Source organism: Aeromonas enteropelogenes (genome assembly GCF_000819845.1).
In the GTDB taxonomy this organism is placed as follows: Bacteria; Pseudomonadota; Gammaproteobacteria; order Enterobacterales; family Aeromonadaceae; genus Aeromonas; species Aeromonas enteropelogenes.
This window is the reverse complement of sequence record NZ_CDCG01000018.1, coordinates 167739-188985: the sequence shown is the minus strand read 5'-3', so window position 1 is coordinate 188985 and position 21247 is coordinate 167739. Positions and strand designations below refer to the sequence as shown.

Below are 21247 nucleotides of genomic sequence, written 5' to 3'. Positions count from 1 at the left end.
CCCGCCTGCTCCACCAGCGCCCAAGCCTGTTCGCACAGGTGGCAGCCGTCGGTGTGAAACAGGGTCAGCATCAGCCTTGCGCCTCGGCATGGGTGATGATCCAGCAGTTGTGGATATGCTGGTTGCGCTCGAAATCCTTCGGCCGGGTCTTGCCGGTGATATTCTGGGCCTTGAGGCCGATGGCCTCGAGACCGGCCAGGTCCATCTTGAAGTGGCGCTTGTTGTTGGAGAAGACCAGGGTGCCATCGGCGGCCAGCAGGCGTTTGAGGTGCTGCATCAGCAGCAGGTGGTCACGCTGCACATCGAAACTCTCGTCCATCCGCTTGGAGTTGGAGAAGGTGGGCGGATCGATAAAGATGAGATCGAACTGTTCATCCGCCTCGGAGAGCCATTTCAGGCAGTCGGCCTGCACGAACTTGTGCTCGCGGCCCACCAGCGAGTTCAGACGCATGTTGTCCTGCGCCCAGTTCAGGTAGGTGCGCGACATATCCACTGTGGTGGTTTCGCTGGCGCCGCCCAAACCCGCGTGCACGGTGGCACTGCCGGTGTAGGCAAAGAGGTTCAGGAAGCGCTTGCCACGGGCCATCTCGCCCAGCATGCGGCGGGTCTGACGGTGATCGAGGAACAGACCGGTATCCAGATAGTCGTAGAGGTTGACCCAGAGGCGTGCACCGTACTCCTGCACCTCCATCCGATGTTGCTCTTCACCGAGTTTCTGGTACTGCTGCTTGCCCTCCTGACGCTCGCGCACCTTCAGGATCACCTTCTCGCCGTCCATGCCGGTCACCTTGATGGCTGCCTGAACCATGTCGAGCAGACGCTGACGGGTCTTCTGGGCGGGAATGTCCTTGGGCGCCGCATATTCTTGCACTACCAGATAGTCCTGATAGCGGTCGATGGCGGCGTTGTACTCCGGCAGATCGGCGTCATACAGACGGTAGCAGTCGAGGTTCTCTTTCTTCGCCCACTTCTCGAGGGTTTTCAGGTTTTTGCGCAGGCGGTTGGCAAAGTCCTGGGCCACCTCTTTCTGGGAAGCCACCGAGTCCAGCGCGATCTGGTAGTTGCGCAGCTGACACTCGAGCGCGCCGTTGAACAGGCGATATTGCTTGTCGGCACGTAGGCGCAGGCAGCTCAAGAGCTCGGGGGATGCGGAAAGGATCGAGACTTTCCACCCCTGGAAGCTGCGACGCAGGGCATCGCCAAGGGCTTGATGCACTTCCAGCAGCGCCGGGAACTCACCGAGGCGCTCACCATAAGGCGGGTTGGAGATGAGCATACCGACCTGACGGGTCTCCCCTTCCGCGGCCATGGGCAACGGATTTTCAAGGGCAGTGACATCAGCCTGTTTGAAGGTAATGAGGTGGGCCACACCGGCGGCTTTGGCGTTGTCACGGGCTTTGAGCAGCACGCGGGAGTCGGCATCGCAACCAAACAGCTTGGTCTCGCAGCGCTGCATGCCACGCTTGGCTCGCACTTGCGCTTCCATCATCAGGCTCTGCCACAGTTCGCTGTCATGCTGCAGCCAGCGATCGAAACCGAAACGCTCGCGGCGCAGGGCCGGTGCCATGTCGGCGGCGATAAAGGCCGCTTCAATGAGCAGGGTACCGGAGCCGCACATGGGGTCCATCATGGGCTCGCCGGCCCAGCCGCTACGGGTGATCATGGCCGCGGCCAGGTTCTCTTTGAGCGGTGCCTCACCGGTGCCCTGACGATAGAAACGCTGGTGCAGCGCCGGGCCCGACAAGTCCAGCGTGATATTGGCCTTGCCCTTGCCCAGATGCGCCATGATGCGAATGTCGGGGGATTTCTTGTCCACGTCCGGGCGCACATGGCCGCGCTTGGTAAAGCGATCGACGATGGCGTCCTTGATCTTGAGCGCACCGTACTGGGTATTACGAATGGAAGCATTAGTACCGGTGAAATCCACCGCTATGGTGGCGGTGCCGGAGAAGTGCTCTTCCCAGGGAATGGTATGGGCACCCAGATAGAGATCCAGATCGTCATTCATCTGGAATTCGGAGAGCACCAGCACAATGCGGGAGGCAAAACGGCTCCAAAGGCAGGCCTTGTAGCCAACCGCCAGTTCGCCTTTGAAGTGGACGCCGGCCACGGTCTCGCGGACCTGCTCTGCGCCCAGATTGGTCAGCTCGTCGGCCAACAGGTTTTCCAGCCCCTTGGGGCAGGTTGCAAAAAATTCTTTCATCACGCTCACGGGAAACCCATAAAAATAGTGCCGCATTATACCTCATAGAGCGGCCTGGAGCATGTAAAAGTCGGGAAAAACAGCGGGATGGAAGACGGGAAAATGGCCATTTGAAAACCGAGAAGACCCCTGTCCACTCGAAATGGGATCAGGGGCCCAAGGTTATGAGGGCATCACTTCATGCAAGCCTTGAAGCGAGGATTGCTTTTGCAAATGACGAACAACTTGCCCCGCCGACGGACCAGCTGGCAATCGGGATGGCGCGCTCGCGCAGATTTCAATGAACAAACGACCTGCATGTCAGGACTCCTTCTTGCCGGCGAAAGCGCCAAAGCGCTTGTTGAACCTGGCGACGCTGCCCTCTGCCGAGACCTGCTTCTGCTTGCCGGTGTAGAAAGAGTGGGACTGGCTGGAGACATCGAGCGCGACATAAGGGTACTCCTTGCCATCTTTCCAGACGTAGCGACGGTCGCTCTTGATGGTCGAACCTACCAGAAAGAAGGCATCAGCCGCTGTGTCGTGAAACAGTACCTGACGATATGGGGGATGGATGTGAGGTTTCATTACCGCTCCTTTTGTTACGTTATAACAAATCATAAGTGAGACTTAATCTCATTTCAACAGGAACGCGAAACACATCATCCATTCACCAGGCATGGCGACAACAAACCGAATACAACTAAAAACACTGGTGCTATCACATTAAAAAATCACCGGCTCAGGGTTATTGAACAACAATTATTAAGTCGCAAATCAATACCTTCATCATGAAAGAGCAGATATGCCTATGACCAAAACCGTCCTCGTGGTGGATGACTCAGCAAGCATCAGGGCAACCATCACCATGACACTGGAAAACGCCGGATTTTCTGTGCTTGAGGCCGATGATGGTCACGAGGCGATGACTCGCCTTGAGCAGCAGCGTGTGCACCTCATCATTTCGGATCTCAACATGCCTGGCATGGATGGCATGACTCTGCTCCGACAGGTCAAGGCACAAGAGGCAACTCGCTACCTCCCCTTCATCATGCTGACAACGGAAAACTCGCCGCAAATACGCCAGGAAGGATTCGAGGCTGGCGCCAGGATCTGGTTGACCAAGCCATTTGAACCACTGGCGTTGCTCGATCACATCTACAAGGTGGTGCAACCATGAAAGGGAAGAAGGCATGAGCTTCGAACTTGATATCCTGCACACCCCTCCGCTGGCCACCTTGACCGGTGAACTCACCATCATGACGCTGGAGGACCTGCAAGACGACTTGTTCAGCATGCTCAATTTTACCTCTTCCATGCTGGATCTGAGTCAACTGGAAGAGCTGGATGGATGCGGTGCCCAGCTGATCGGATTGCTGCAACAGGAGGCCCACCAGCAAGGCAAGCAACTGCAGATAAGATTGGCAGAAGAGAGTCTGGCGCAATTGGTCTTGAAGCAGCTTGGCTTTCTGCCCTTGCTGAACATTGCGGAGACCGATGATGGATGTCAATAAGGCGCGAGCCCTGTTTTTTGAAGAGGCCTATGAGCAGTGTGACAACCTTGAACATGCCCTGCTCGATCGACAAACCTATCCGGATAATGCGGATACCTACAACCTGATGTTTCGCGCCGCCCATACCATAAAGGGATCGGCGGGCATGCTGGGGATGACCATGCTGGTTCGCTTCACCCATGCCATGGAGAACATGTTGACGCGTTTGCGCAGCGGCGAGCTCAGGCTGGATGAACATCTCATCAACCTGCTACTTGCTTGTAATGACCAGCTGCGCGACCTGCTACAAGGGGCCGAACACAATCCCGAGCTGCCACAGAACGAAACCCAGCAGATCCTAGCACTGCTTTCCCAATTGCAGGGACATCAGAACCTGCCTACCGAACCACCTACTCTGCCCGCCCCGATTGCGGCGGCAGAGCAAGACTTGCGCAGATGGCATCTCTCCCTGCGCTTCTACCCGGCTCTCTATCAGGATGGGTTCGATCTGCTGGCATTTATCCGCTATCTCGGCAATCTCGGACAAATCGACTTCATTGAGCCAGTCTGGCATGAGTGGCCCCCCTTGCAGCTGCTCGATCCGACCGAGTGCTTCCTGGGTTACGAGATTGGCCTGCGCAGTGCCGAGTCCCCCGAACGCATACGCAGCACCTTCGATTTCGTAGCCCATGCCAGCATCATTGCCCTGTTAACGCCCCATCAGGATCTGGCGGCATTTGCCAAAGAGGGGGAGCGGCTGGCCAAGTGGCGCAATGAACCCCTCGAAAACCAGCTGGCGCGCTGGGAAGCAGCCGATGCCCTGACCCGTGAAGAGGTGATTGCCATCTCGGATGGCCTGCCTCTCCAGACACCGCCAATGGCGGTGCAGCCCGGCCCTGACACCTCCCTTGCCTCCACGGCAAGCGACAACCAGCCGCTTGCCGAAGCACCTGCCGTAGCCAAACCGCAACCTCTGCGCGGTGAAGGGCATTACATCCGCATTGAAGCCGCCAAACTGGACCGCTTGATCAACCGGGTAGGCGAACTGGTGATCGCCACCTCCAGCACGACGCTGGAGGCCAAACAGTCAGGTTTGCCCGAGTTGATCGAGTCGGTAGCCACCGTCAACACCCTGGTCGAGGGGATCAGGGATGATGCCCTTGCCCTGCGCATGGTCCCCATCAATGAAATATTCAACCGCTTCCCGCGCCTGGTGCATGAGCTCTCCCAGCAAACCGGCAAGGAACTCGCCCTGCGCATCAACAATGCGGAGACCAATATCGATAAATCCATGGTGGAGAAGCTGACCGACCCACTGATGCATCTGGTGCGCAATGCCGCCGACCATGGCATCGAAGCAGAAGAAAACCGTCTCAGTGCCGGCAAAGCGCCCCGGGGGGTGATCACCCTGAACGCGTTTCACGATGCCGGCGCCGTTGTCGTGGAGGTCAGTGACGATGGTCGCGGCATCGATCGCAACAAGATACTGGCCAAGGCGCAGACCCTGGGCATGCTTCAGGAAGGCAGCGCATTGAGCGAACAGGAGATATTCCAGTTCCTGTTTCAACCCGGTTTTTCGACGGCATCCGGCATCAGCGATATCTCGGGCCGTGGTGTCGGTCTGGATGTGGTCAAACGCAATCTGGAGTCCCTGCGTGGAGAGATCAGTATCGAAAGCCAGCCAGGGGCAGGCACCACGTTTCGCCTGAGGCTGCCATTGACGCTGGCCATCATCGACGGTTTTCGTATCGAAGTGGCTCACTCGTCACTGGTGATCCCGCTGGACATGATGGTCGAGTGCATCGAATTGCCATCGGATGCCCTCGCAACCCCGGCACGACAGCTCAATATCCGCGGACAGTGGGTCCCCTTTATCGTGCTGCGCGAGCTGTTTGGCCTCGCACCGGCAAGCGAGCCCGAATTTGTGGTGATGGTCGACTATGCGGACAACCGAGCCGGTATCGTGGTGGATCGGCTGATCGGGGAAGTACAGGCCGTGATCAAACCGCTGGGCGAGCTGTTCAAATCTCTGCGTTATGTCAGCGGCTCCACCATTTTGGGTAATGGCCAACCGGCTCTCATTCTGGATGTCCCGCAACTGGTCGGATTGGCCAGACGCAGAGAACATCAAGTCATTCATCAACACAATGACGCCTTGTTAAACATCAGGCATTGAGTATCTACGTTAGGGAGTCAATACCATGGACTGGTTCCACAACTTGCAGGTCAGAACAAAACTGGTGCTGTCCTTTTCCACCCTGATGTTGTTGTTGGTGGGATTGAGCGCCATCAGTTACAACACCACCAACACCATGATGCACCTGATCGACGGCATGTATGCAGACCGGTTGTTGCCTATCAAGGATCTTGCCAACGCCAGAAGATATGCGATTTACCACAACCGCGCGCTCTATCGTTACTTTGGAGAGATTGATACCGAATCAAAAGAAGAGGCATTGGCCAACTTAAACAAATTCGAACAGGCAATGCAGGATTCCATGGTTCAGTATCGCAAAAGCAAACTCGACCCGCAGGAAGTCGAACAGCTCTCCCACTTCAATGCAACATGGACGACGTACAAGAGGTATGCGGCCGATGTTCTTCGACTGGCCCAACTTTCCAATACGGATGGACAGGCAGAGCGGGATGCATTGCGATTGATGAGCGATAAAGGTCGTCCCGCATTCGATGACGTTGATACCTTGCTGACCAAACTAGTGGAGATCAATTCAGAGCTTGCCTCCCGTGCACTCAAAGAGAGCCGCAGTGGCTATCATGACAATCTCAAGCTACTCATCGCGATTTCAGGGACGGCACTCCTGGTTTGTCTGGCCTTGGCACTGCTGGTCACTCGCAGTATCTTGCGCCAGCTCGGCGGTGACCCCTCTTACACGGTGCAAATTGTTGCCAGGGTGGCTGAGGGCGATCTCTCAACCCCGGTCAAATTAAGCCCCGATGATACCAGCAGCCTGCTCTACGCCATCAAGAGCATGGCCCATCGCCTCTCCGATACCCTCAGCGAAGTGGGTGCCATGTCACAGGCCATAGGATCAGCCTCCGAACAGGTCTCCGCCACGGCAAACTCCCTTTCCCAGACCTCATCGGAACTTGCTTCCAGCGTGGAGCAAACCAGTGCCTCCGTCGAAGAGATGACAGCAACGGTGAGCCAGAATGCCGACAACGCCAAGGTGACAGAGAACATCTCCACCAAGGCGGCCAGCAGCGCTACCGAAAGCGGCCGGGCGGTAGGCGAAATGGTGCATGCCATGAAAGAGATTGCCTCGCGTATTACGGTGATCAACGACATCGCCAACAAGACCGACTTGCTGGCCATCAATGCCGCCATTGAAGCAGCCCGGGCCGGTGAGCACGGCAAAGGATTTGCTACCGTCGCGGCTGAAGTGCGCAAGCTGGCCGAGCGCTCGCAAAACGCGGCCAAGGAGATCGGGGAATTGGCCAGCCGTTCGGTCGGTGTGGCCGAGCAGGCGGGGATCCTGCTGCGCGAAATGTTGCCCGGTATCGAGCAGACCGCCACCCTGGTGCAGGAGATCGCCTCCGCCTCTCGCGAGCAGCGGGCCAACGTCTCCCAGATCAATATCGCCGTCACCCAGATAAGCGATGGCATGCAGGCGTCGGCAGCCTCCGCCGAAGAACTGAGTTCCACTTCGGAGGAGCTCAGTGCAACGGCCCAGCAACTGCAAGAATTGATGCAACAATTTATCTTGCGAAGCGGTTACCGTCAGCCAAGCTATCCCTTGCACGGCACTTACCATGCACCTGGCCGGATGAGCCGCAAAGTGAACCCGCTGGATCTGACGCACTTTCATGAAGCGATGCAGGATCGCGAACCAGAAGATGGCAAGTTCACCAACTACTAGGAGTCCATCTATGTGCGCAACGCTTGCCCAGGACGCCGAAGCATCTCATTTTCATTGCGTGACCTTCATGCTCGGGGGGGAACTGTACGGCGTCGATATCGGCTGCATTCGCGAGATCATCGAGTTCGAGGGGGTGACTCCGGTGCCCATGATGCCGCGCTTTGTCAGGGGGATCATCAATCTACGGGGGGCCGTGGTGCCGGTCATTGATCTCTCTATCCGATTTGGGCGGGGCCAGACCGAGCTGCAGTCCACCAGCTGCGTGGCCATCTTGTCGCTACCCACCAGCAGTGGCGGTACCCAGGAAATCGGTATGCTGCTCGACGCGGTATGCGAAGTACTCGAGATAGCCACAGAGGCCATCGAACCGGCCCCAACCTTTGGCACCCAGATCAGGGGGGACTTCATTCGTGGCGTGGTTACCATCGACCAACGCTTTGCCATCTTGCTCGATATGCCCAAGGCGCTCTCCATCAGCGAACTGAGCGTCATGGCGGAAGCCGCCACCAACCAGCTGTTCAATGCGGGAGCGGGAGAGTGCTGATGGTCCCTCCCCCCGGCACTCCGGGATCAGGTCCTAATCCTACCTTGAGCCAGCAGGAGTTCGAGCTGTTTCGCCGCTTTATTCTGGCGTCCGCCGGTATTGATCTTGCGCCGAGCAAACGGGCGCTGGTGCAATCCAGACTGGCCAAACGCTTGCGAACGCTCCACCTGGACAGCTACCGCGCCTACTGGGAGCGGATCAATCAACCGCAGGCCCGTCAGGAGCGACAGATCGCCATCAATCTGCTCTCCACCAACGAGACCTATTTTTTTCGTGAAATGCCGCACTTCGGTTGGCTGAAGCACCACGCAGAGCAACGCCTGGCAGAAGATCCCGCCCCGCTGCGCGTCTGGTCTGCCGCCTGCTCTACCGGCGAGGAGGCCTACTCCGCCGCCATGGTGCTGGCAGAACAGCTGGGGATCAATGAGCGCTGGGACATCCACGCCACCGATATCAACACCCGGGTCATTCCCTTTGCCCAGCGCGCCATCTATACCGTCGAACGGGCCAGGCATGTCCCTCCCCATCTGTGGCTGCGCTATTTTCAGCGTGGCCACGACGAGTACGAAGGCAAGATCCGGGTCAAGCCGGAGCTGGCCAGGAAAGTCTCGTTTTCGAACCTGAACCTGCTCGGATGTCGCGATTTCATCGAGCGGGACTTTGACGTGATTTTTTTGCGAAACGTGCTCATCTATTTCAATGAAGCGACCAAGGTTCATGTTTTGTCACAGTTGTGTGAACTGCTCAAACCGGGTGGTTATCTGCTCATCGGGCATTCGGAGACTATCCGTCAACCGGATCTTCCGCTGGTGCAGGAAGCCACCTCTCGCTATCGCTGCCAATTCACCCGGGATGAATGATGACAATCAAAGTGATGATCGTGGATGACTCTGCGCTGGTGCGCGAAGTGTTGACCCAGATGCTGGGCAAGGCGCCCGATATCGAGGTCATGGGGGCCGCGTTCGATCCCATCTTTGCCATGCGGCAGATGAACAAGATCTGGCCTGACGTCATCATTCTGGATCTCGAAATGCCCAGGATGGATGGCTTGACGTTTCTCAAGAAGATCATGGCCGAGCGGCCGACCCCGGTCATCATCTGCTCGTCGCTGACTGCTGAGGGTGCCAGCATCACTCTGGAGGCCCTCTCTGCCGGAGCCATTGCCATTGTGACCAAGCCTGGAGTAGGAATTAAGGATTTCCTGCAACAGGGGGCCAATGATCTGATCCAGGAGATCCGCTGTGCGGCCCATGCAAAGTTGCGCAATCTCAATCCAGCCGGCAACAAGAGTGGCGGCACCATCGCGGTTCCTCCGAAAAATACCGCCGATGCCGTGCTCTCTGCCCCTGCGGAACACCCCAGGTTTAGCACCACAGACAAGATCATTGCCATCGGCACCTCGACGGGAGGCACCCAGGCGCTGGAGTATCTGTTGACCCGCTTGCCTGCTTCCTGCCCCGGGATCGCCATCGTGCAGCATATGCCGGCACGGTTCACGGCCTCCTTTGCCGAGCGGCTAAACCATCATTCACAGTTGGAGGTCAGAGAAGCCGTGACAGGAGATCGCCTGCTGCCCGGCGTGGCCCTGATAGCGCCAGGGGGCAAGCATCTGTTAATCCAGCGCAGTGGCAACCAGTATCTGGCGGAGGTGAAAGAAGGTCCTCCCGTCTCCCGTCACTGCCCCTCTGTGGATGTCTTGTTTCGCTCGGTCGCCGTGAGCGCGGGCCAGAATGCTACTGGCGTCATCATGACCGGCATGGGCGATGACGGTGCAAGGGGTATGAGAGAGCTGCGCGATGCGGGCGCACGAACCATCGCTCAGGATGAAGCAAGTTGCGTGGTATTTGGTATGCCTAAAGAGGCGATAGCTCATGGTGGGGTGGATCAGGTGATGTCACTCATGCAGATAGCCCAAACCCTCACATTGTCAGATTAACTAGGGGATCAACTATGCCATTAGTGCAATGGAAGGGCCGCTGTGCCCTGGTGGTCGATGACTCTCGCACCCAGCAGTATGAGGTGACCTGCTTGCTTCAGGAGCTGGGCTTTGGCCAGATCCATGTCGCCAGCGACGGTCAGGATGCCCTTAACAAGCTGCGACAGATAGACCATGTGGACCTGCTGCTGACCGATCTCAACATGCCGGGCATGGATGGGGTTGAGCTCATCGGCCATTTGGAAAAAGACACCAACTACCAGATGTTTATCGCCGTGATGAGTGCGGTCGAACGGGATGTACTGGACGTAATTCACTCCATCGCCGATGCCGGCACCCTTGAGGTGATCGGCGTGCTGGCCAAACCACTCAAGAAAAACGACCTGCGCAATATGTTGCGACATTGCGACCCCCAGGTACGACGGGAAAGCAACAAATGGATGCAGCTATCGTTCACCGCAGAGGATGTGCGACAAGCGCTGAACAGTGGTCAACTTGTGCCGTTTTTACAACCCAAGGTCACCATGGTGGACTCGCGGCTGTTTGGTTTCGAGGCGCTGGTGCGCTGGCGTCATCCCGAGCATGGCTTACTCCCTCCGATCTGCTTCGTGCATCATCTGGAAGAGGGCCCCCTGGCGCTGGACTTCTTCTATCGCTTTTTACATGACACCTGCGCGGCGCTGCGTAACATGACAGTCCTGCCTGATGATCTCAGTTGCTCGGTGAATCTGCCCGTTTCCCTTTTGCTTACCGACAAGCTGGTCGACAACATGGTCGCGATTGCTCAGGAACATCAACTCTCCTGTCAAACCCTCATCATCGAGGTTACTGAAACCACCTTCATGTCGAATATTGCCATGTCGCTCGGCACCTTGGCACGCTTACGGTTGCGCGGTTTTGGCATTGCCATGGACGATTACGGCACCGGTTATTCATCCATGAAGCAGCTCTCTCGCTGCCCCTTCACCGAAATCAAAATAGATAAGGAGTTTGTTCACGATGCCCACACCAGTCCCAAGAAGCTGGCAATATTGACGTCCGCCATCGTGATGAGTCAGAAACTGGGGTTAAAAACCGTCGCAGAAGGGGTGGAAAATCAGGAAGATTGGCAGCAACTGGCCTTGCTTGGGTGCGAATTGGCGCAAGGTTATTACATCAGTCGCCCATTACCCATCGATCAGGTTGAAAACTGGTATCTCGAATGGCAGGAAAAATCCAGCAAGTCATAACACGACAAGGCATGAAGAGTATCGCAGCATATCTGCAATAGAGAGATGAAAGATCACGGTTGAACACGGCTAGCTAACAGTGCCATTAAATAGCCACCTGGGGCTATTTAATGGCACCGCACAATAATACCTTCAACTAACCTGACGGTATTGCTCCGTCATAACGACACGGGGAACCATACGGTTATTCATGACTTTGATCACCCCAAAACGGGGCAATTGCTTGCTGGTAGTCAATATCAAATCATCGGTCAAATTCAGACAGACGCTGGCCTGTTCCCCTGCTTCGATGACCATGAACTCGCCACGCCCGTGAGAGGTACACATCCAGACCAAATCACCATTTATTGGCCAGATGGTTGAATGTTGTTCGTTGAAAAACCAACTTTGCGGCATCAGTGGTTTATAAAATCGACTGACGGCGATGGCATTGAGTACCAGTTGTACCTGATGAGGAATACTCCACTGCAGTTCGGCAGCTTTATCCATCAGCTGATAATAAAGTGCAGCATCATCGACACAAAAAGGCTGAGTCGTGAATGCATTGGGTACCAATTGCCGCCCCTTATATTCGGTGGCAAATAACATGTTATCAGACAGTTCCAACATCAGACGGTCATTCTGAGCATCGTAGTGCCATTGCCAGCTATCGGTCGGTTGGATAAACATGTGGGAGCCCTTCTTGATATTGCATCTGATGACTTTATTCCATGTAGATAAAATCGGCAACGTCAAATAAAGGGCTCCAGGTTATTTCTTATATATTTTCGACGATTTCTTTAACCAGCCCCGGGCCTTTATAAATAAAACCGCTATAAATTTGCACCAGGCTGGCACCGGCTGCCAGCTTTTCACGGGCGGCCATGGCACTGTCCACCCCCCCTACCCCAATGATGGGCAGGGCGCCATCGAGAGCCTTTGCCAAGTGGCGGATCACCTCAGTGCTCTTGTGCTGCAATGGGCGACCGCTGAGACCACCTGCTTCACCAGCATGGGGCATGTCATAGATCATTCCCCGCTCCAGGGTGGTATTGGTCGCGATAACGCCATCGATACCATTGCGAACCAGAGAGGCGGCAACCTGATCTATTTCATCAAGGCTCAAATCTGGGGCAATTTTTACAGCCAGCGGCACATACTTCTTATATTTGGCCGCCAGCTCCTGCTGACGAACCTTGAGAGCGGCCAGCAATTCATCGAGCGCCTCGCCATATTGCAATTGGCGCAACCCCGGGGTATTGGGCGAGGAGATATTGACGGCAATATAACCGGCATGGTCATAAACCTTGTCCATACAGAACAGGTAATCATCCTTGCCCTGCTCAATGGGGGTGTCCTTGTTCTTGCCGATATTAATGCCGATCACCCCCTGATATTTCGCCTCTTTGACTCTGGCGACCAGATGGTCAACACCCTTGTTGTTGAAACCCATGCGGTTGATGATCCCCTCTGCCGGAATAACCCGGAACAGGCGGGGTTTGTCGTTGCCGCTCTGGGGTTTGGGGGTAACAGTGCCTACCTCGATAAAGCCAAATCCCATGGCTCCCAACGCATCAATGCACTCCCCATCTTTATCAAGACCTGCTGCCAATCCCACCGGATTGGCAAAAGAAAGCCCCATGACGGTGACGGGGCGTTTCGGCAAATTCTGACGGAAGAAACAATCGAGTGGCGTACCGAGAAGGCGGGGCAAATATTTCATAGAAAGATCGTGAGCCTGTTCCGGATTGAGCTTGAACAGGAAATGCCTGGCGATGGGGTACAACATCTTTGCTCCTTAAAAAAAGCCCCGGCAACTGGCCGGGGCTTTGGGTGTTATGCCGGTGTTATGCCTTATCTGGCAATTACAGTGCTCGGCAATTCAACTGGAGCAGGTTCAACTCGCGCAAGGCCACCGAGAACTTGGCGAACTCGTGGGTGCTCGTGGTCTTGAAGTCGGCCAACATATGGGTCCAACGGGACAAGAGTTGCTCATGCTCCGAAATCCAGTCGGCCAGTATGGTAGCGCATTCTCCCTGATCTTTGCACCCTTCCAGTACCACGGAAGTGAGGCTGCGTTGCTGCCAGTCCAGATCTTCGCGGAAGGAGGCCCGAGCCATCGCCTGCCAGTGGTTGCCCACCGGCTGATGGTTGATCTGATCGAGGAACCAGTGCAGATCCAGCTTGGCTCCGAGACGGTAGTAGACATTGGCGACGCGCAGGATGTCGGTCTTGTGCTCCGCAGCAATCTGCGCCAGATCCAGACTGGAGAAGAGACTGCTCATGTGGGCGACCTGACGGGCAATGTGCTCGGGCACCTGGCGTTCCATCCACTTGGCCACTACCTGACGGTGCTCGGTCACTTCGCTCTCGTCCATCACCTCGTAGAGGTGCTCGGCCAGGGTCTCGAAGGCCGGACGGAAGAAGGCGATATTCTCGCTGATGCTCCAGCTGCGATTACGGGCGCGCAGGAACCAGCGGGTGGCACGGCGCACGATGCGACGGCTGTAGAACATCAGCTCGAGCTGGGTCTCGGCTCCCACCTGGTTGTCACAGGCTTCGATATCGCGCCACAGGGCGTTGAGGCCGAATACCTCGCGAGCCATGGCAAAGCAGCAAGCCACCTCGGCCAGGGAGGCGCCGGTCTCGTCCTTCATCCGGCTAGCGAAGTTGAGGCCCATGTCGTTGACCAGCATGTTGGCCACCCGGGTCGCGATGATCTCGCCGCGCAGCGGGTGCTGGGCAAGGGCCGCGCCAAACTGCTGCTGCAGTTGGGCCGGAAAGCTGGTCACCAGCATGTTGGCGAGGAAGGGCTCGTCGGTCACCTCGGGGCAATTGAGCTGCTCTTTGAGCACCATCTTGCCGTAGGCCACCAGCACCGCCAGCTCGGGTCGGGTCAGTCCCTGCCCGGCCGCCATCCGCTCGGAGAGCTCCTCATCGGAGGGCAGGAATTCCAACGCACGATCCAGCTTGCCTTCACGCTCCAGCCCCTGGATGAAGCGCTGCTGCTCTTTGAGCTGCTCGGCACCGCGGAAACTGGTGACCGAGATGGACTGGGACTGGCGATAGGCGTTGGTGATAACGATTTGCGCCACGTCGTCGGTCATCTCATAGAGCATCTGGTTGCGCTGCTTGAGAGTCATGTCCCCTGCCGCAACAAGCTGGTTCAGCAGGATCTTGATGTTGACCTCGTTGTCAGAGCAATCCACGCCGCCCACGTTGTCGGTGAAGTCGGTGTTGATGCGTCCGCCCTGGCTGGCGTACTCCACCCGGCCAAGCTGGGTAAAGCCGAGGTTGCCGCCCTCGCCCACAATGCGGGCACGTAAGGAGCGACCATTGACCCGCAGCACGTCGTTGCTGCGATCACCCACTTCGGCATCGCTCTCGCGGGCGCTCTTCACATAGGTGCCGATGCCGCCATTCCAGAGCAAGTCCACATTCAGGCAGAGCAGCGCCTTGATCAGCTCGTTCGGGGCCATGCTGGCCTTGTCGGTACCGAGCAGAGTCTGGATCTCGGGGCTCAGCTTGATGGACTTGGCCGAGCGCAGGAAGATGCCGCCCCCTGCCGAGATAAGTTCGCGGTTGTAGTCATCCCAGCTCGAACCAGGCAACTCGAACAAGCGCTTGCGCTCGACGAAGCTACTGGCCGCATCCGGCGTCGGGTCGATGAAGATGTGCATGTGGTTGAAGGCGCCCACCAGCTGGGTGTGTTCGGAGAGCAGCATGCCGTTGCCGAACACGTCCCCCGCCATGTCGCCGATCCCGACGCAGGTGAAGTCGGTGGTCTGGCAGTTGACGCCGATTTCGCGAAAATGCCGCTTGACCGACTCCCAGGCACCGCGGGCGGTGATGCCCATCTTCTTGTGGTCATAGCCGACCGAACCGCCGGAGGCAAACGCATCGCCCAGCCAGTGACCGTACTCCAGGCTTATTTCGTTGGCAATGTCGGAGAAGGTGGCGGTGCCCTTGTCGGCGGCGACTACCAGGTAGTAGTCATCCTCATCGTGGCGAACCACGTCTTTTGGCGGGATCATCTCACCACCGATGATGTTGTCGGTGACATCCAGCAGACCGCGAATAAACAGGCGATAGCAGGCCTTGCCCTCTTCCTGGATAACGGCGCGAGGGGCACCTGCCGGCATCTGCTTGCAGTAGAAACCGCCCTTGGCGCCGACCGGCACGATGACGGTGTTCTTCACCTGCTGGGCCTTGACCAGCCCCAGTACCTCGGTGCGGAAGTCTTCCTTGCGATCGGACCAGCGCAGGCCACCACGGGCCACCTTGCCCCAGCGCAAGTGAACCCCTTCCACCCGCGGCGAGTAGACGAAGATCTCGAACTTGGGCAGCGGCAGCGGCATGTCGGTAATGCTGGAGGGGGCCAGCTTGAAGGAGATGTAGGGCTTGATGTTGCCCGCCTGGTCCTTCTGGTAGTAGTTGGTGCGCAGGGTGGCGTCGATCATCTCCATGAAGCGGCGAATGATGCGATCGTCATCCAGGTTGGCGACCTGATCCAGCTTGGCGGCGAGCTGCTCGTGGATCTTCGCCTGCACTTTGGCATCCTGGGTGATGGCAGGATTGAGGCGCTGCTCGAACAGGGTGAACAGCAACTGGGCGATGTCGGGGTAGCGGGTCAGCGTCTCCTCGATATAGGACTGGCTGAAGGAGACCCCGGTCTGGCGCATGTACTTGGCATAAGCACGCAGCACAGAGACCTGGCGGCCGGTGAGGCCTGCGCCCAGCACCAGACGGTTGAAGCCGTCATCTTCCAGGCTCTTGTTCCAGATGGCGGCAAACGCTTCCTGGAAGCGCTGCTGGCTCTGCTCCAGATCGAACGGCTGCTCACCGTGCAACAGCATGGAGAAGTCAAGGATCCAGAACACCTCGTCAGCCGGAGTACGGACCTGATACGGGGTCTCGCCGATAACCCGCAACCCCATGTTTTCCAGCATGGGCAACACATCGGAGAGATGGATGGGCTCGGTGCGATGGAACAGCTTGAGGCGCACCCGGCGATCGTTCTGCTCTTCCTGGGCGCGGTAGAACAGCATGCCCAGCGGCTCGGCCTCGCTCAGGTTGTCCAGCGCCATGATGTCGGCGACGGCAGAACCCGGCAGCACGTCTTCCTTGTAGGCACGGGGGAAGGCGGCGCTGAAACGGCGACGCAGTTCGTTACCACGGGCTTCGCCATAGTGGGAGAGCAGCACGGAGTCGAGTCTGTCGTCCCAGCTGCGGGCGGCTTCAATCAGGTTGTTCTGTACTTCGTTCACATCCACATCCACGTTGTTGTTGTTGACCCGCACTATGTAGTGGGTCCGCGCCAGCACCCCTTCGGTGAAGTAGACGTTGAACTCCACCTCTTCGTTGCTGCCGAAATATTTCTGCAGGATCTGCTGGGTTTTGACTCGCAGCGCCGTGTTGTAACGCTCCTTGGTGACATAGACCATGCAGGAGAAGAAACGGCCGTAGACGTCGCGACGCACGAACAGGCGCAGCATGTCACGCTCCTGCATCTCCAGCACGCCGAGACCGGTGGCCAGCAACTCCTCTTCACGGGCCTGGATCAACTCGTCACGCGGATAGGTTTCCAGCACGTTCAGCAGCGCCTTGTAGGCATGAGAGCCCTTCTCGAACCCGGAGGCGGCCATGATCCGCTCGAGGCGATGGCTGATGAGGGGGATCTGGGTCGCACTGGTGTTGTAGATGGAAGAGGCGTAGAGGCCGATGAAGCGGTCTTCGCCGATCACCTTGCCATGCTCGTCAAAGCGCTTGATGCCGATGTAGTCCACATAGGCCGGACGATGAACCCGGGATTTGCTGTTGGACTTGGTGAGGATCAGCAGATCGGAACTCAATGCCTCGTGACGGGCGCTGGCCGGCATGGTGCCAAGGCGCTGCCCCTCTTCCTTGATGGAGTTCTTCATCAACCCGAGGCTCGAGCTGGCCTGCGGCAGGATCTCGTGATCCCCTTCCACCGCCTTGACGTCATAGCGGCGGTAGCCCATCAGGGTAAAGTTGTGGGCGGCAACCCATTTCAGGAAGGCAACGCAAGAGTCCACCTCTGCCTTGCTGACCGGGAGCTTGCGCTTGGGCAACTCATCGATGATCTCGTTGAGTTTGGCCAGCATGGGCTGCCAGTCCCCTACCGCCAGCGCCACTTCACCGGCAACCGAGTCGAGCTCGGCGGCCAGGGCCTCCATCTGTGCCTCGCTGGTCAGATGGTCAATCTCGATGAGGAAGGCGGTCTCAACGGAAGTCTGTTCGGCCGTGTTGTCGAGGTCCAGAATGGCGCTGATCTTGCCCTCGCCGTCACGAATAAGGTGCAGCGGCTGGTGCAGCATCATGTGGGCGGTGATATTGAGGCGCTTGAGGGCCATGCGGATGGAGTCCACCAGGAAAGGGGCATCCTGCAGGATGATCTCGACGATGGTATGGGGAGATTGCCAACCGTGGCGGGTCAGCTCCGGGTTGTAGACCCGGATGCAGGGCGCGGTACCGACGCGCTGGTTGAGCGCATTCCACAGACTCAGCGCCGCCCCGTAGAGATCGCTGTCGTTGCGATCATGCAGGTCGCTGCTGGCCATGTTGCCGTAAAACTTGGCAACGAAGCGCTCGACCAGGGAGGCACTGTTTTTGGGCAATTTTTGGTTGATCAGGCTGAGAACGTTTTCGAGCAGAACTGAGGTAGGGGCGTCTTTCAATGCCATTTTTATATTCCTTATCGGACGACATTAACCACCGACGCAGAGGCAATCACCCTGATTGCCCGCTGGTACAGAGTTGTTGCGAAGTGTAATGGCTTGAATAAGGGAAGGCGAGCGATAGTGCTAATAAGTTGTTAAAAACAGGGGACAGATCACGACTTAAACTGTGAGAAATTTTGCCAATGATAAAAAAAACAGAAATTCTCACTGCCTTTGCGGAAAATTACCGGATAGTTAGTGATAAAAGCGAGATAACTAGTCGGCAATCTGTTCCAAAAATGTTAATTTATGCGTTCCAGGCTGATGAAGCGATAATCGTCCTGGGTTTTCAGGCGAAAATAGCCGTACACCCCGCTGTGGGCGACAAAGGGACGGATTTTTTCCAACCCTATCTCTATGGTGAGCCCTTGCTCGGTTCCCACCACCAGGCGCCTGACGTGGCCCTGGTACATCAGCATGATCTCGTCGTGGCTCAGAGATAATCGAAAGGTAAACTGCTTCACGTCGGCTCCTTCAAAAAGGGCGAGGGTTCAATCGAACCGCTCGCCTTGTCTTTATCTTCACGGGCATAACGCGGGCAAGAGTGGGCAGAAGAGACCCATCCCCTGCCCTGTTTCCTTACTGCAGCAGCGCCTTGCTCACCTTCTCGAACAGATCCCGCGCCAATCCTTCAAGGCTGGCCAGTCGGGTTAGCTCGGCGCGGATCAGCCCCTTGCGCTCTTCATCGAGCCGTTTGAACTGAATAAGGGGAGTGATGAGGCGTGACGCCACCTGGGGATTAACTTCGTTGAGCTCGATCAGCAGATCGGTCAGGAAGCGGTAGCCGCTGCCATCGCGGGCATGGAACTGCACCTGGTTGTTCATGGCAAAGCTGCCGATCAGCGCCCGCAGCCGGTTCGGGTTGCGAATGCTGAAGGTGGGGTGCGCCATCGCCAGCTTCACATCGGCCAGCACATCGGCAGCCGGCTTGCTTCCCACCAGGCGCAGCCAGTTGTCCAGCACCAGACCATCGTGCGCCCACTTGCCTTCGAAATCGGCCAGGAGCTCGGCGCGGCACGGCAGCAGATGGCTGTTGGCCACTTGCAGCGCCGCCAGGGTGTCGGTCATGTTGTCGGCGGCCGCATATTGCTGGCGCACCAGCAGATCGGCGCTGTCTGCGTCGAGCGCCGCCAGATAACCAAGTACCACGCCCTTGAGGGCACGCTTGGCCATGTCGGCATGCACTACCCGATAAGTCGGCAGCTTCAGACTGTCGTACTGGGCGGCCAGCCGCGCCCCGAAGGCCTGCGCCAGCCGCAGCTGGATCTCATCACGCACCCGATGGATGGCATCGACATCAGCCACCTCGAACAGTTCGGCCAGGGTCGCCTCCCCCGGCAGCGCCAGGATCTCGGCCTTGAGCGCCGGATCCAGCTCGCCGTCATCCAAAATGGCGACAAAGGCATCCAGCAAGGTGGCCGATACCGCCACGTCCTGCCCTTGTTGTACCCGGGTAACCCCGTCAATCACCGCCTTGTTGATCAGCATCTGGGCGGCATCCCAGCGGGCAAATTCGTTGCGGGCAAAGCGCATCAGGAAAGCCAGCGCCTCGTCGCTGTAGTCATAGTGCAACTTGACCGGGGCTGAGAAGTCCCGCAACAGGGAGGGAACCGGTTTGGTTGGCACTCGATCGAAAGTAAAGGTCTGCTCAGACTCCAGCACATCGAGTACGTTGCCTATCGCCTTGCCCTGATATTGCAGCGGGATAACGGCCCCCTGTTCATCATAAAGCTCGATGTCGAGGGGAATGTGTAGTGCCAGTTTCTGTGGCTGATCCTGGGTCGGTGGCGTGTGCTGGCGCACGTGCAGGCGATAGATGTCGCTGGCGGCGTCGTATTCGTCGGTTACCGTCAGCTCTGGGGTACCGGACTGGCTGTACCAGCGACGGAAGCGGCCAAGATCCACCCCGGAGGCATCTTCCATCGCCTGTACGAAGTCATCGCAGGTCACAGCCTGACCGTCAAAGCGCTCGAAATAGAGGCGCATGCCGGCCTGGAAATGTTCTTCACCAAGCAGGGTGTGCATCATGCGGATCACTTCAGAACCCTTCTCATAAACGGTCAGGGTGTAGAAGTTGTTCATCTCGATCACCACATCCGGGCGGATGGGGTGGGCCATGGGACCGGCGTCTTCGGCAAACTGCGGGCCGCGCACGGTGCGTACATTGTTGATGCGGTTGACCCCACGGGAGCCGAGATCGGAGGAAAACTCCTGGTCCCGAAACACCGTCAGTCCCTCTTTCAGGCTTAACTGGAACCAGTCGCGACAGGTGACCCGGTTGCCGGTCCAGTTGTGGAAATATTCGTGACCGATCACCCGTTCGATACCGTGGTAGTCGCTGTCGGTGGCGGTAGCCGGGTTGGCCAGCACGAACTTGGAGTTGAAGATGTTGAGCCCCTTGTTCTCCATGGCGCCCATGTTGAAGAAGTCCACCGCGACGATCATGTAGATATCGAGGTCGTATTCCAGACCGAAACGCTGTTCGTCCCAACGCATGGAGTTGATGAGGCTCTCCATGGCGAAACCAGCCCGATCCAGGTTGCCCTTGTCGACGAAGATCTCGAGGGCCACCTTGCGGCCACTTAGGGTTACGTAACTGCCTCGCTCCACGTCAAAATCCCCGGCGACCAGAGCAAACAGATAGCTGGGTTTGGGGAAGGGATCCTGCCACTGCACGAAGTGGCGACCACCGTCCAGATTGCCGCTGTCGACCTTGTTGCCGTTGGAGAGCAGGAAGGGATACTTGGCCTTGTCTGCGGTAATGCGGGTGCTGTAGCGGGCCAGGATATCGGGCCGGTCGAGATAATAGGTGATGCGACGAAACCCTTCGGCTTCGCACTGGGTGCAGTAGGCATCACCGGACTTGTAGAGTCCTTCCAGCGCGCTGTTGGCGGCGGGATCTAGCAGGGTGACTATGGTCAGCACACACTCGGTGGGCAGGTTGAACAGGGTCAGGCTACCCTCCCCCAGCTCATAATGCTCGCACGGCACACCATCGATGGCGATGCTCTTGAGCGTCAGCTGTTCGCCATCGAGCACCAAAGGTTCGTTGTGATCGCCGTTGCGTCGAATGCGGGTGATGGCGGTGACCTGGGTGAGGGGTTCCTGCAGCTGGAAATCCAGATCGATGGTATCAATCCAGTAGAGAGGGGCCTGGTAGTCCTGACGATATTTGGCCGTCATGGCCTGGGAGTGATTTGTCATTATTGTCTGCTTCCACGCTTGTTAAAGGCGAGAAAGAGGCTGGCACAACCGGCAGGCGGGGTCAA

General features: G+C 57.4%; 16 protein-coding genes and 1 pseudogene. 8 read left to right on the top strand and 9 right to left on the bottom strand.

All coding sequences use genetic code 11. From position 1 onward, the window contains the following. The 4 genes and pseudogenes from BN1123_RS22015 to BN1123_RS07620 all read right to left on the bottom strand — a co-directional run. Positions 1 to 71 (bottom strand): annotated as a pseudogene (locus tag BN1123_RS22015) (glutaredoxin family protein); the annotation flags it as partial. Next, positions 71 to 2239 (bottom strand): bifunctional 23S rRNA (guanine(2069)-N(7))-methyltransferase RlmK/23S rRNA (guanine(2445)-N(2))-methyltransferase RlmL, encoded by a 2169-nt coding sequence (rlmKL, locus tag BN1123_RS07625; RefSeq protein ID WP_042026206.1) that lies wholly within the window; start codon positions 2237 to 2239, stop codon positions 71 to 73. The pseudogene BN1123_RS22015 and the gene rlmKL, both read right to left, overlap by 1 nt. 137 nt (positions 2240 to 2376) lie before the next feature. Further along, positions 2377 to 2502 carry a type B 50S ribosomal protein L36 gene (gene ykgO, locus BN1123_RS20800; protein ID WP_082037492.1) on the bottom strand — a complete coding sequence of 42 codons (126 nt, stop codon included), beginning with the start codon at positions 2500 to 2502 and terminating at the stop codon, positions 2377 to 2379. Between the two features lies 1 nt (position 2503). Then, the gene (locus tag BN1123_RS07620) at positions 2504 to 2767 is read right to left on the bottom strand and encodes a type B 50S ribosomal protein L31 (RefSeq protein ID WP_026457458.1); all 264 of its coding nucleotides are present in this window, start codon (positions 2765 to 2767) and stop codon (positions 2504 to 2506) included. A 223-nt stretch (positions 2768 to 2990) separates the two neighbouring features. Here BN1123_RS07620 and BN1123_RS07615 point away from each other — a divergent pair, with 223 nt between their 5' ends. The 8 genes from BN1123_RS07615 to BN1123_RS07580 are packed head-to-tail and all read left to right on the top strand — an operon-like array spanning position 2991 to position 11259. After that, positions 2991 to 3359 carry a response regulator gene (locus BN1123_RS07615; protein ID WP_042026474.1) on the top strand — a complete coding sequence of 123 codons (369 nt, stop codon included), beginning with the start codon at positions 2991 to 2993 and terminating at the stop codon, positions 3357 to 3359. 13 nt (positions 3360 to 3372) lie between these two features. Next, the gene (locus BN1123_RS07610) at positions 3373 to 3693 is read left to right on the top strand and encodes an STAS domain-containing protein (RefSeq protein ID WP_042026205.1); all 321 of its coding nucleotides are present in this window, start codon (positions 3373 to 3375) and stop codon (positions 3691 to 3693) included. Continuing rightward, entirely contained in the window at positions 3677 to 5848 is a 2172-nt protein-coding gene (locus BN1123_RS07605; RefSeq protein ID WP_224212374.1) for a chemotaxis protein CheA, read from the top strand. Before BN1123_RS07610 ends, BN1123_RS07605 begins: the two co-directional genes overlap by 17 nt. 25 nt (positions 5849 to 5873) lie before the next feature. Continuing rightward, on the top strand, positions 5874 to 7550 hold the full coding sequence (locus BN1123_RS07600) for a methyl-accepting chemotaxis protein (RefSeq protein ID WP_042026204.1): 1677 nt from the start codon (positions 5874 to 5876) through the stop codon (positions 7548 to 7550). A gap of 10 nt (positions 7551 to 7560) precedes the next feature. Next, positions 7561 to 8094, top strand: a complete 534-nt coding sequence (locus BN1123_RS07595) for a chemotaxis protein CheW (RefSeq protein ID WP_082037491.1) — start codon at positions 7561 to 7563, stop codon at positions 8092 to 8094. Continuing rightward, complete coding sequence (locus BN1123_RS07590) at positions 8094 to 8954, top strand: CheR family methyltransferase (protein WP_042026202.1); 861 nt, start codon at positions 8094 to 8096, stop codon at positions 8952 to 8954. The genes BN1123_RS07595 and BN1123_RS07590 overlap by 1 nt, the downstream gene beginning before the upstream one ends. Next, a complete protein-coding gene (locus BN1123_RS07585) occupies positions 8951 to 10030 on the top strand; it encodes a protein-glutamate methylesterase/protein-glutamine glutaminase (RefSeq protein ID WP_197064478.1) in 1080 nt (359 codons plus the stop codon). The genes BN1123_RS07590 and BN1123_RS07585 overlap by 4 nt, the downstream gene beginning before the upstream one ends. Positions 10031 to 10044: 14 nt before the next feature. Continuing rightward, entirely contained in the window at positions 10045 to 11259 is a 1215-nt protein-coding gene (locus BN1123_RS07580) for an EAL domain-containing response regulator (protein WP_026456956.1), read from the top strand. A 132-nt stretch (positions 11260 to 11391) separates the two neighbouring features. On the opposite strand, the gene BN1123_RS07575 is transcribed toward BN1123_RS07580, so the two are convergent. From BN1123_RS07575 to pepN, 5 genes are all read right to left on the bottom strand, one after another. Then, the gene (locus BN1123_RS07575) at positions 11392 to 11928 is read right to left on the bottom strand and encodes a cell division protein ZapC (protein WP_026456957.1); all 537 of its coding nucleotides are present in this window, start codon (positions 11926 to 11928) and stop codon (positions 11392 to 11394) included. Positions 11929 to 12016: 88 nt separating this feature from the next. Then, a complete protein-coding gene (gene pyrD / locus BN1123_RS07570) occupies positions 12017 to 13027 on the bottom strand; it encodes a quinone-dependent dihydroorotate dehydrogenase (RefSeq protein ID WP_042026201.1) in 1011 nt (336 codons plus the stop codon). Positions 13028 to 13103: 76 nt separating this feature from the next. After that, positions 13104 to 17942, bottom strand: a complete 4839-nt coding sequence (locus BN1123_RS07565; RefSeq protein WP_042026200.1) for an NAD-glutamate dehydrogenase — start codon at positions 17940 to 17942, stop codon at positions 13104 to 13106. 278 nt (positions 17943 to 18220) lie between these two features. After that, complete coding sequence (locus BN1123_RS07560) at positions 18221 to 18442, bottom strand: DUF2835 family protein (RefSeq protein ID WP_042026198.1); 222 nt, start codon at positions 18440 to 18442, stop codon at positions 18221 to 18223. Positions 18443 to 18557: 115 nt separating this feature from the next. Then, entirely contained in the window at positions 18558 to 21182 is a 2625-nt protein-coding gene (gene pepN, locus BN1123_RS07555; protein WP_042026197.1) for an aminopeptidase N, read from the bottom strand. Between the last annotated feature and the right edge of the window lie 65 nt (positions 21183 to 21247).

Coding starts and splice junctions, on each gene's coding strand:
- rlmKL (WP_042026206.1), bottom strand. CDS start 2,239: ATGCGGCACTATTTTTATGGGTTTCCCGTGAGCGTGATGAAAGAATTT.
- ykgO (WP_082037492.1), bottom strand. CDS start 2,502: ATGCAGGTCGTTTGTTCATTGAAATCTGCGCGAGCGCGCCATCCCGAT.
- BN1123_RS07620 (WP_026457458.1), bottom strand. CDS start 2,767: ATGAAACCTCACATCCATCCCCCATATCGTCAGGTACTGTTTCACGAC.
- BN1123_RS07615 (WP_042026474.1), top strand. CDS start 2,991: ATGACCAAAACCGTCCTCGTGGTGGATGACTCAGCAAGCATCAGGGCA.
- BN1123_RS07610 (WP_042026205.1), top strand. CDS start 3,373: ATGAGCTTCGAACTTGATATCCTGCACACCCCTCCGCTGGCCACCTTG.
- BN1123_RS07605 (WP_224212374.1), top strand. CDS start 3,677: ATGATGGATGTCAATAAGGCGCGAGCCCTGTTTTTTGAAGAGGCCTAT.
- BN1123_RS07600 (WP_042026204.1), top strand. CDS start 5,874: ATGGACTGGTTCCACAACTTGCAGGTCAGAACAAAACTGGTGCTGTCC.
- BN1123_RS07595 (WP_082037491.1), top strand. CDS start 7,561: ATGTGCGCAACGCTTGCCCAGGACGCCGAAGCATCTCATTTTCATTGC.
- BN1123_RS07590 (WP_042026202.1), top strand. CDS start 8,094: ATGGTCCCTCCCCCCGGCACTCCGGGATCAGGTCCTAATCCTACCTTG.
- BN1123_RS07585 (WP_197064478.1), top strand. CDS start 8,951: ATGATGACAATCAAAGTGATGATCGTGGATGACTCTGCGCTGGTGCGC.
- BN1123_RS07580 (WP_026456956.1), top strand. CDS start 10,045: ATGCCATTAGTGCAATGGAAGGGCCGCTGTGCCCTGGTGGTCGATGAC.
- BN1123_RS07575 (WP_026456957.1), bottom strand. CDS start 11,928: ATGTTTATCCAACCGACCGATAGCTGGCAATGGCACTACGATGCTCAG.
- pyrD (WP_042026201.1), bottom strand. CDS start 13,027: ATGTTGTACCCCATCGCCAGGCATTTCCTGTTCAAGCTCAATCCGGAA.
- BN1123_RS07565 (WP_042026200.1), bottom strand. CDS start 17,942: ATGGCATTGAAAGACGCCCCTACCTCAGTTCTGCTCGAAAACGTTCTC.
- pepN (WP_042026197.1), bottom strand. CDS start 21,182: ATGACAAATCACTCCCAGGCCATGACGGCCAAATATCGTCAGGACTAC.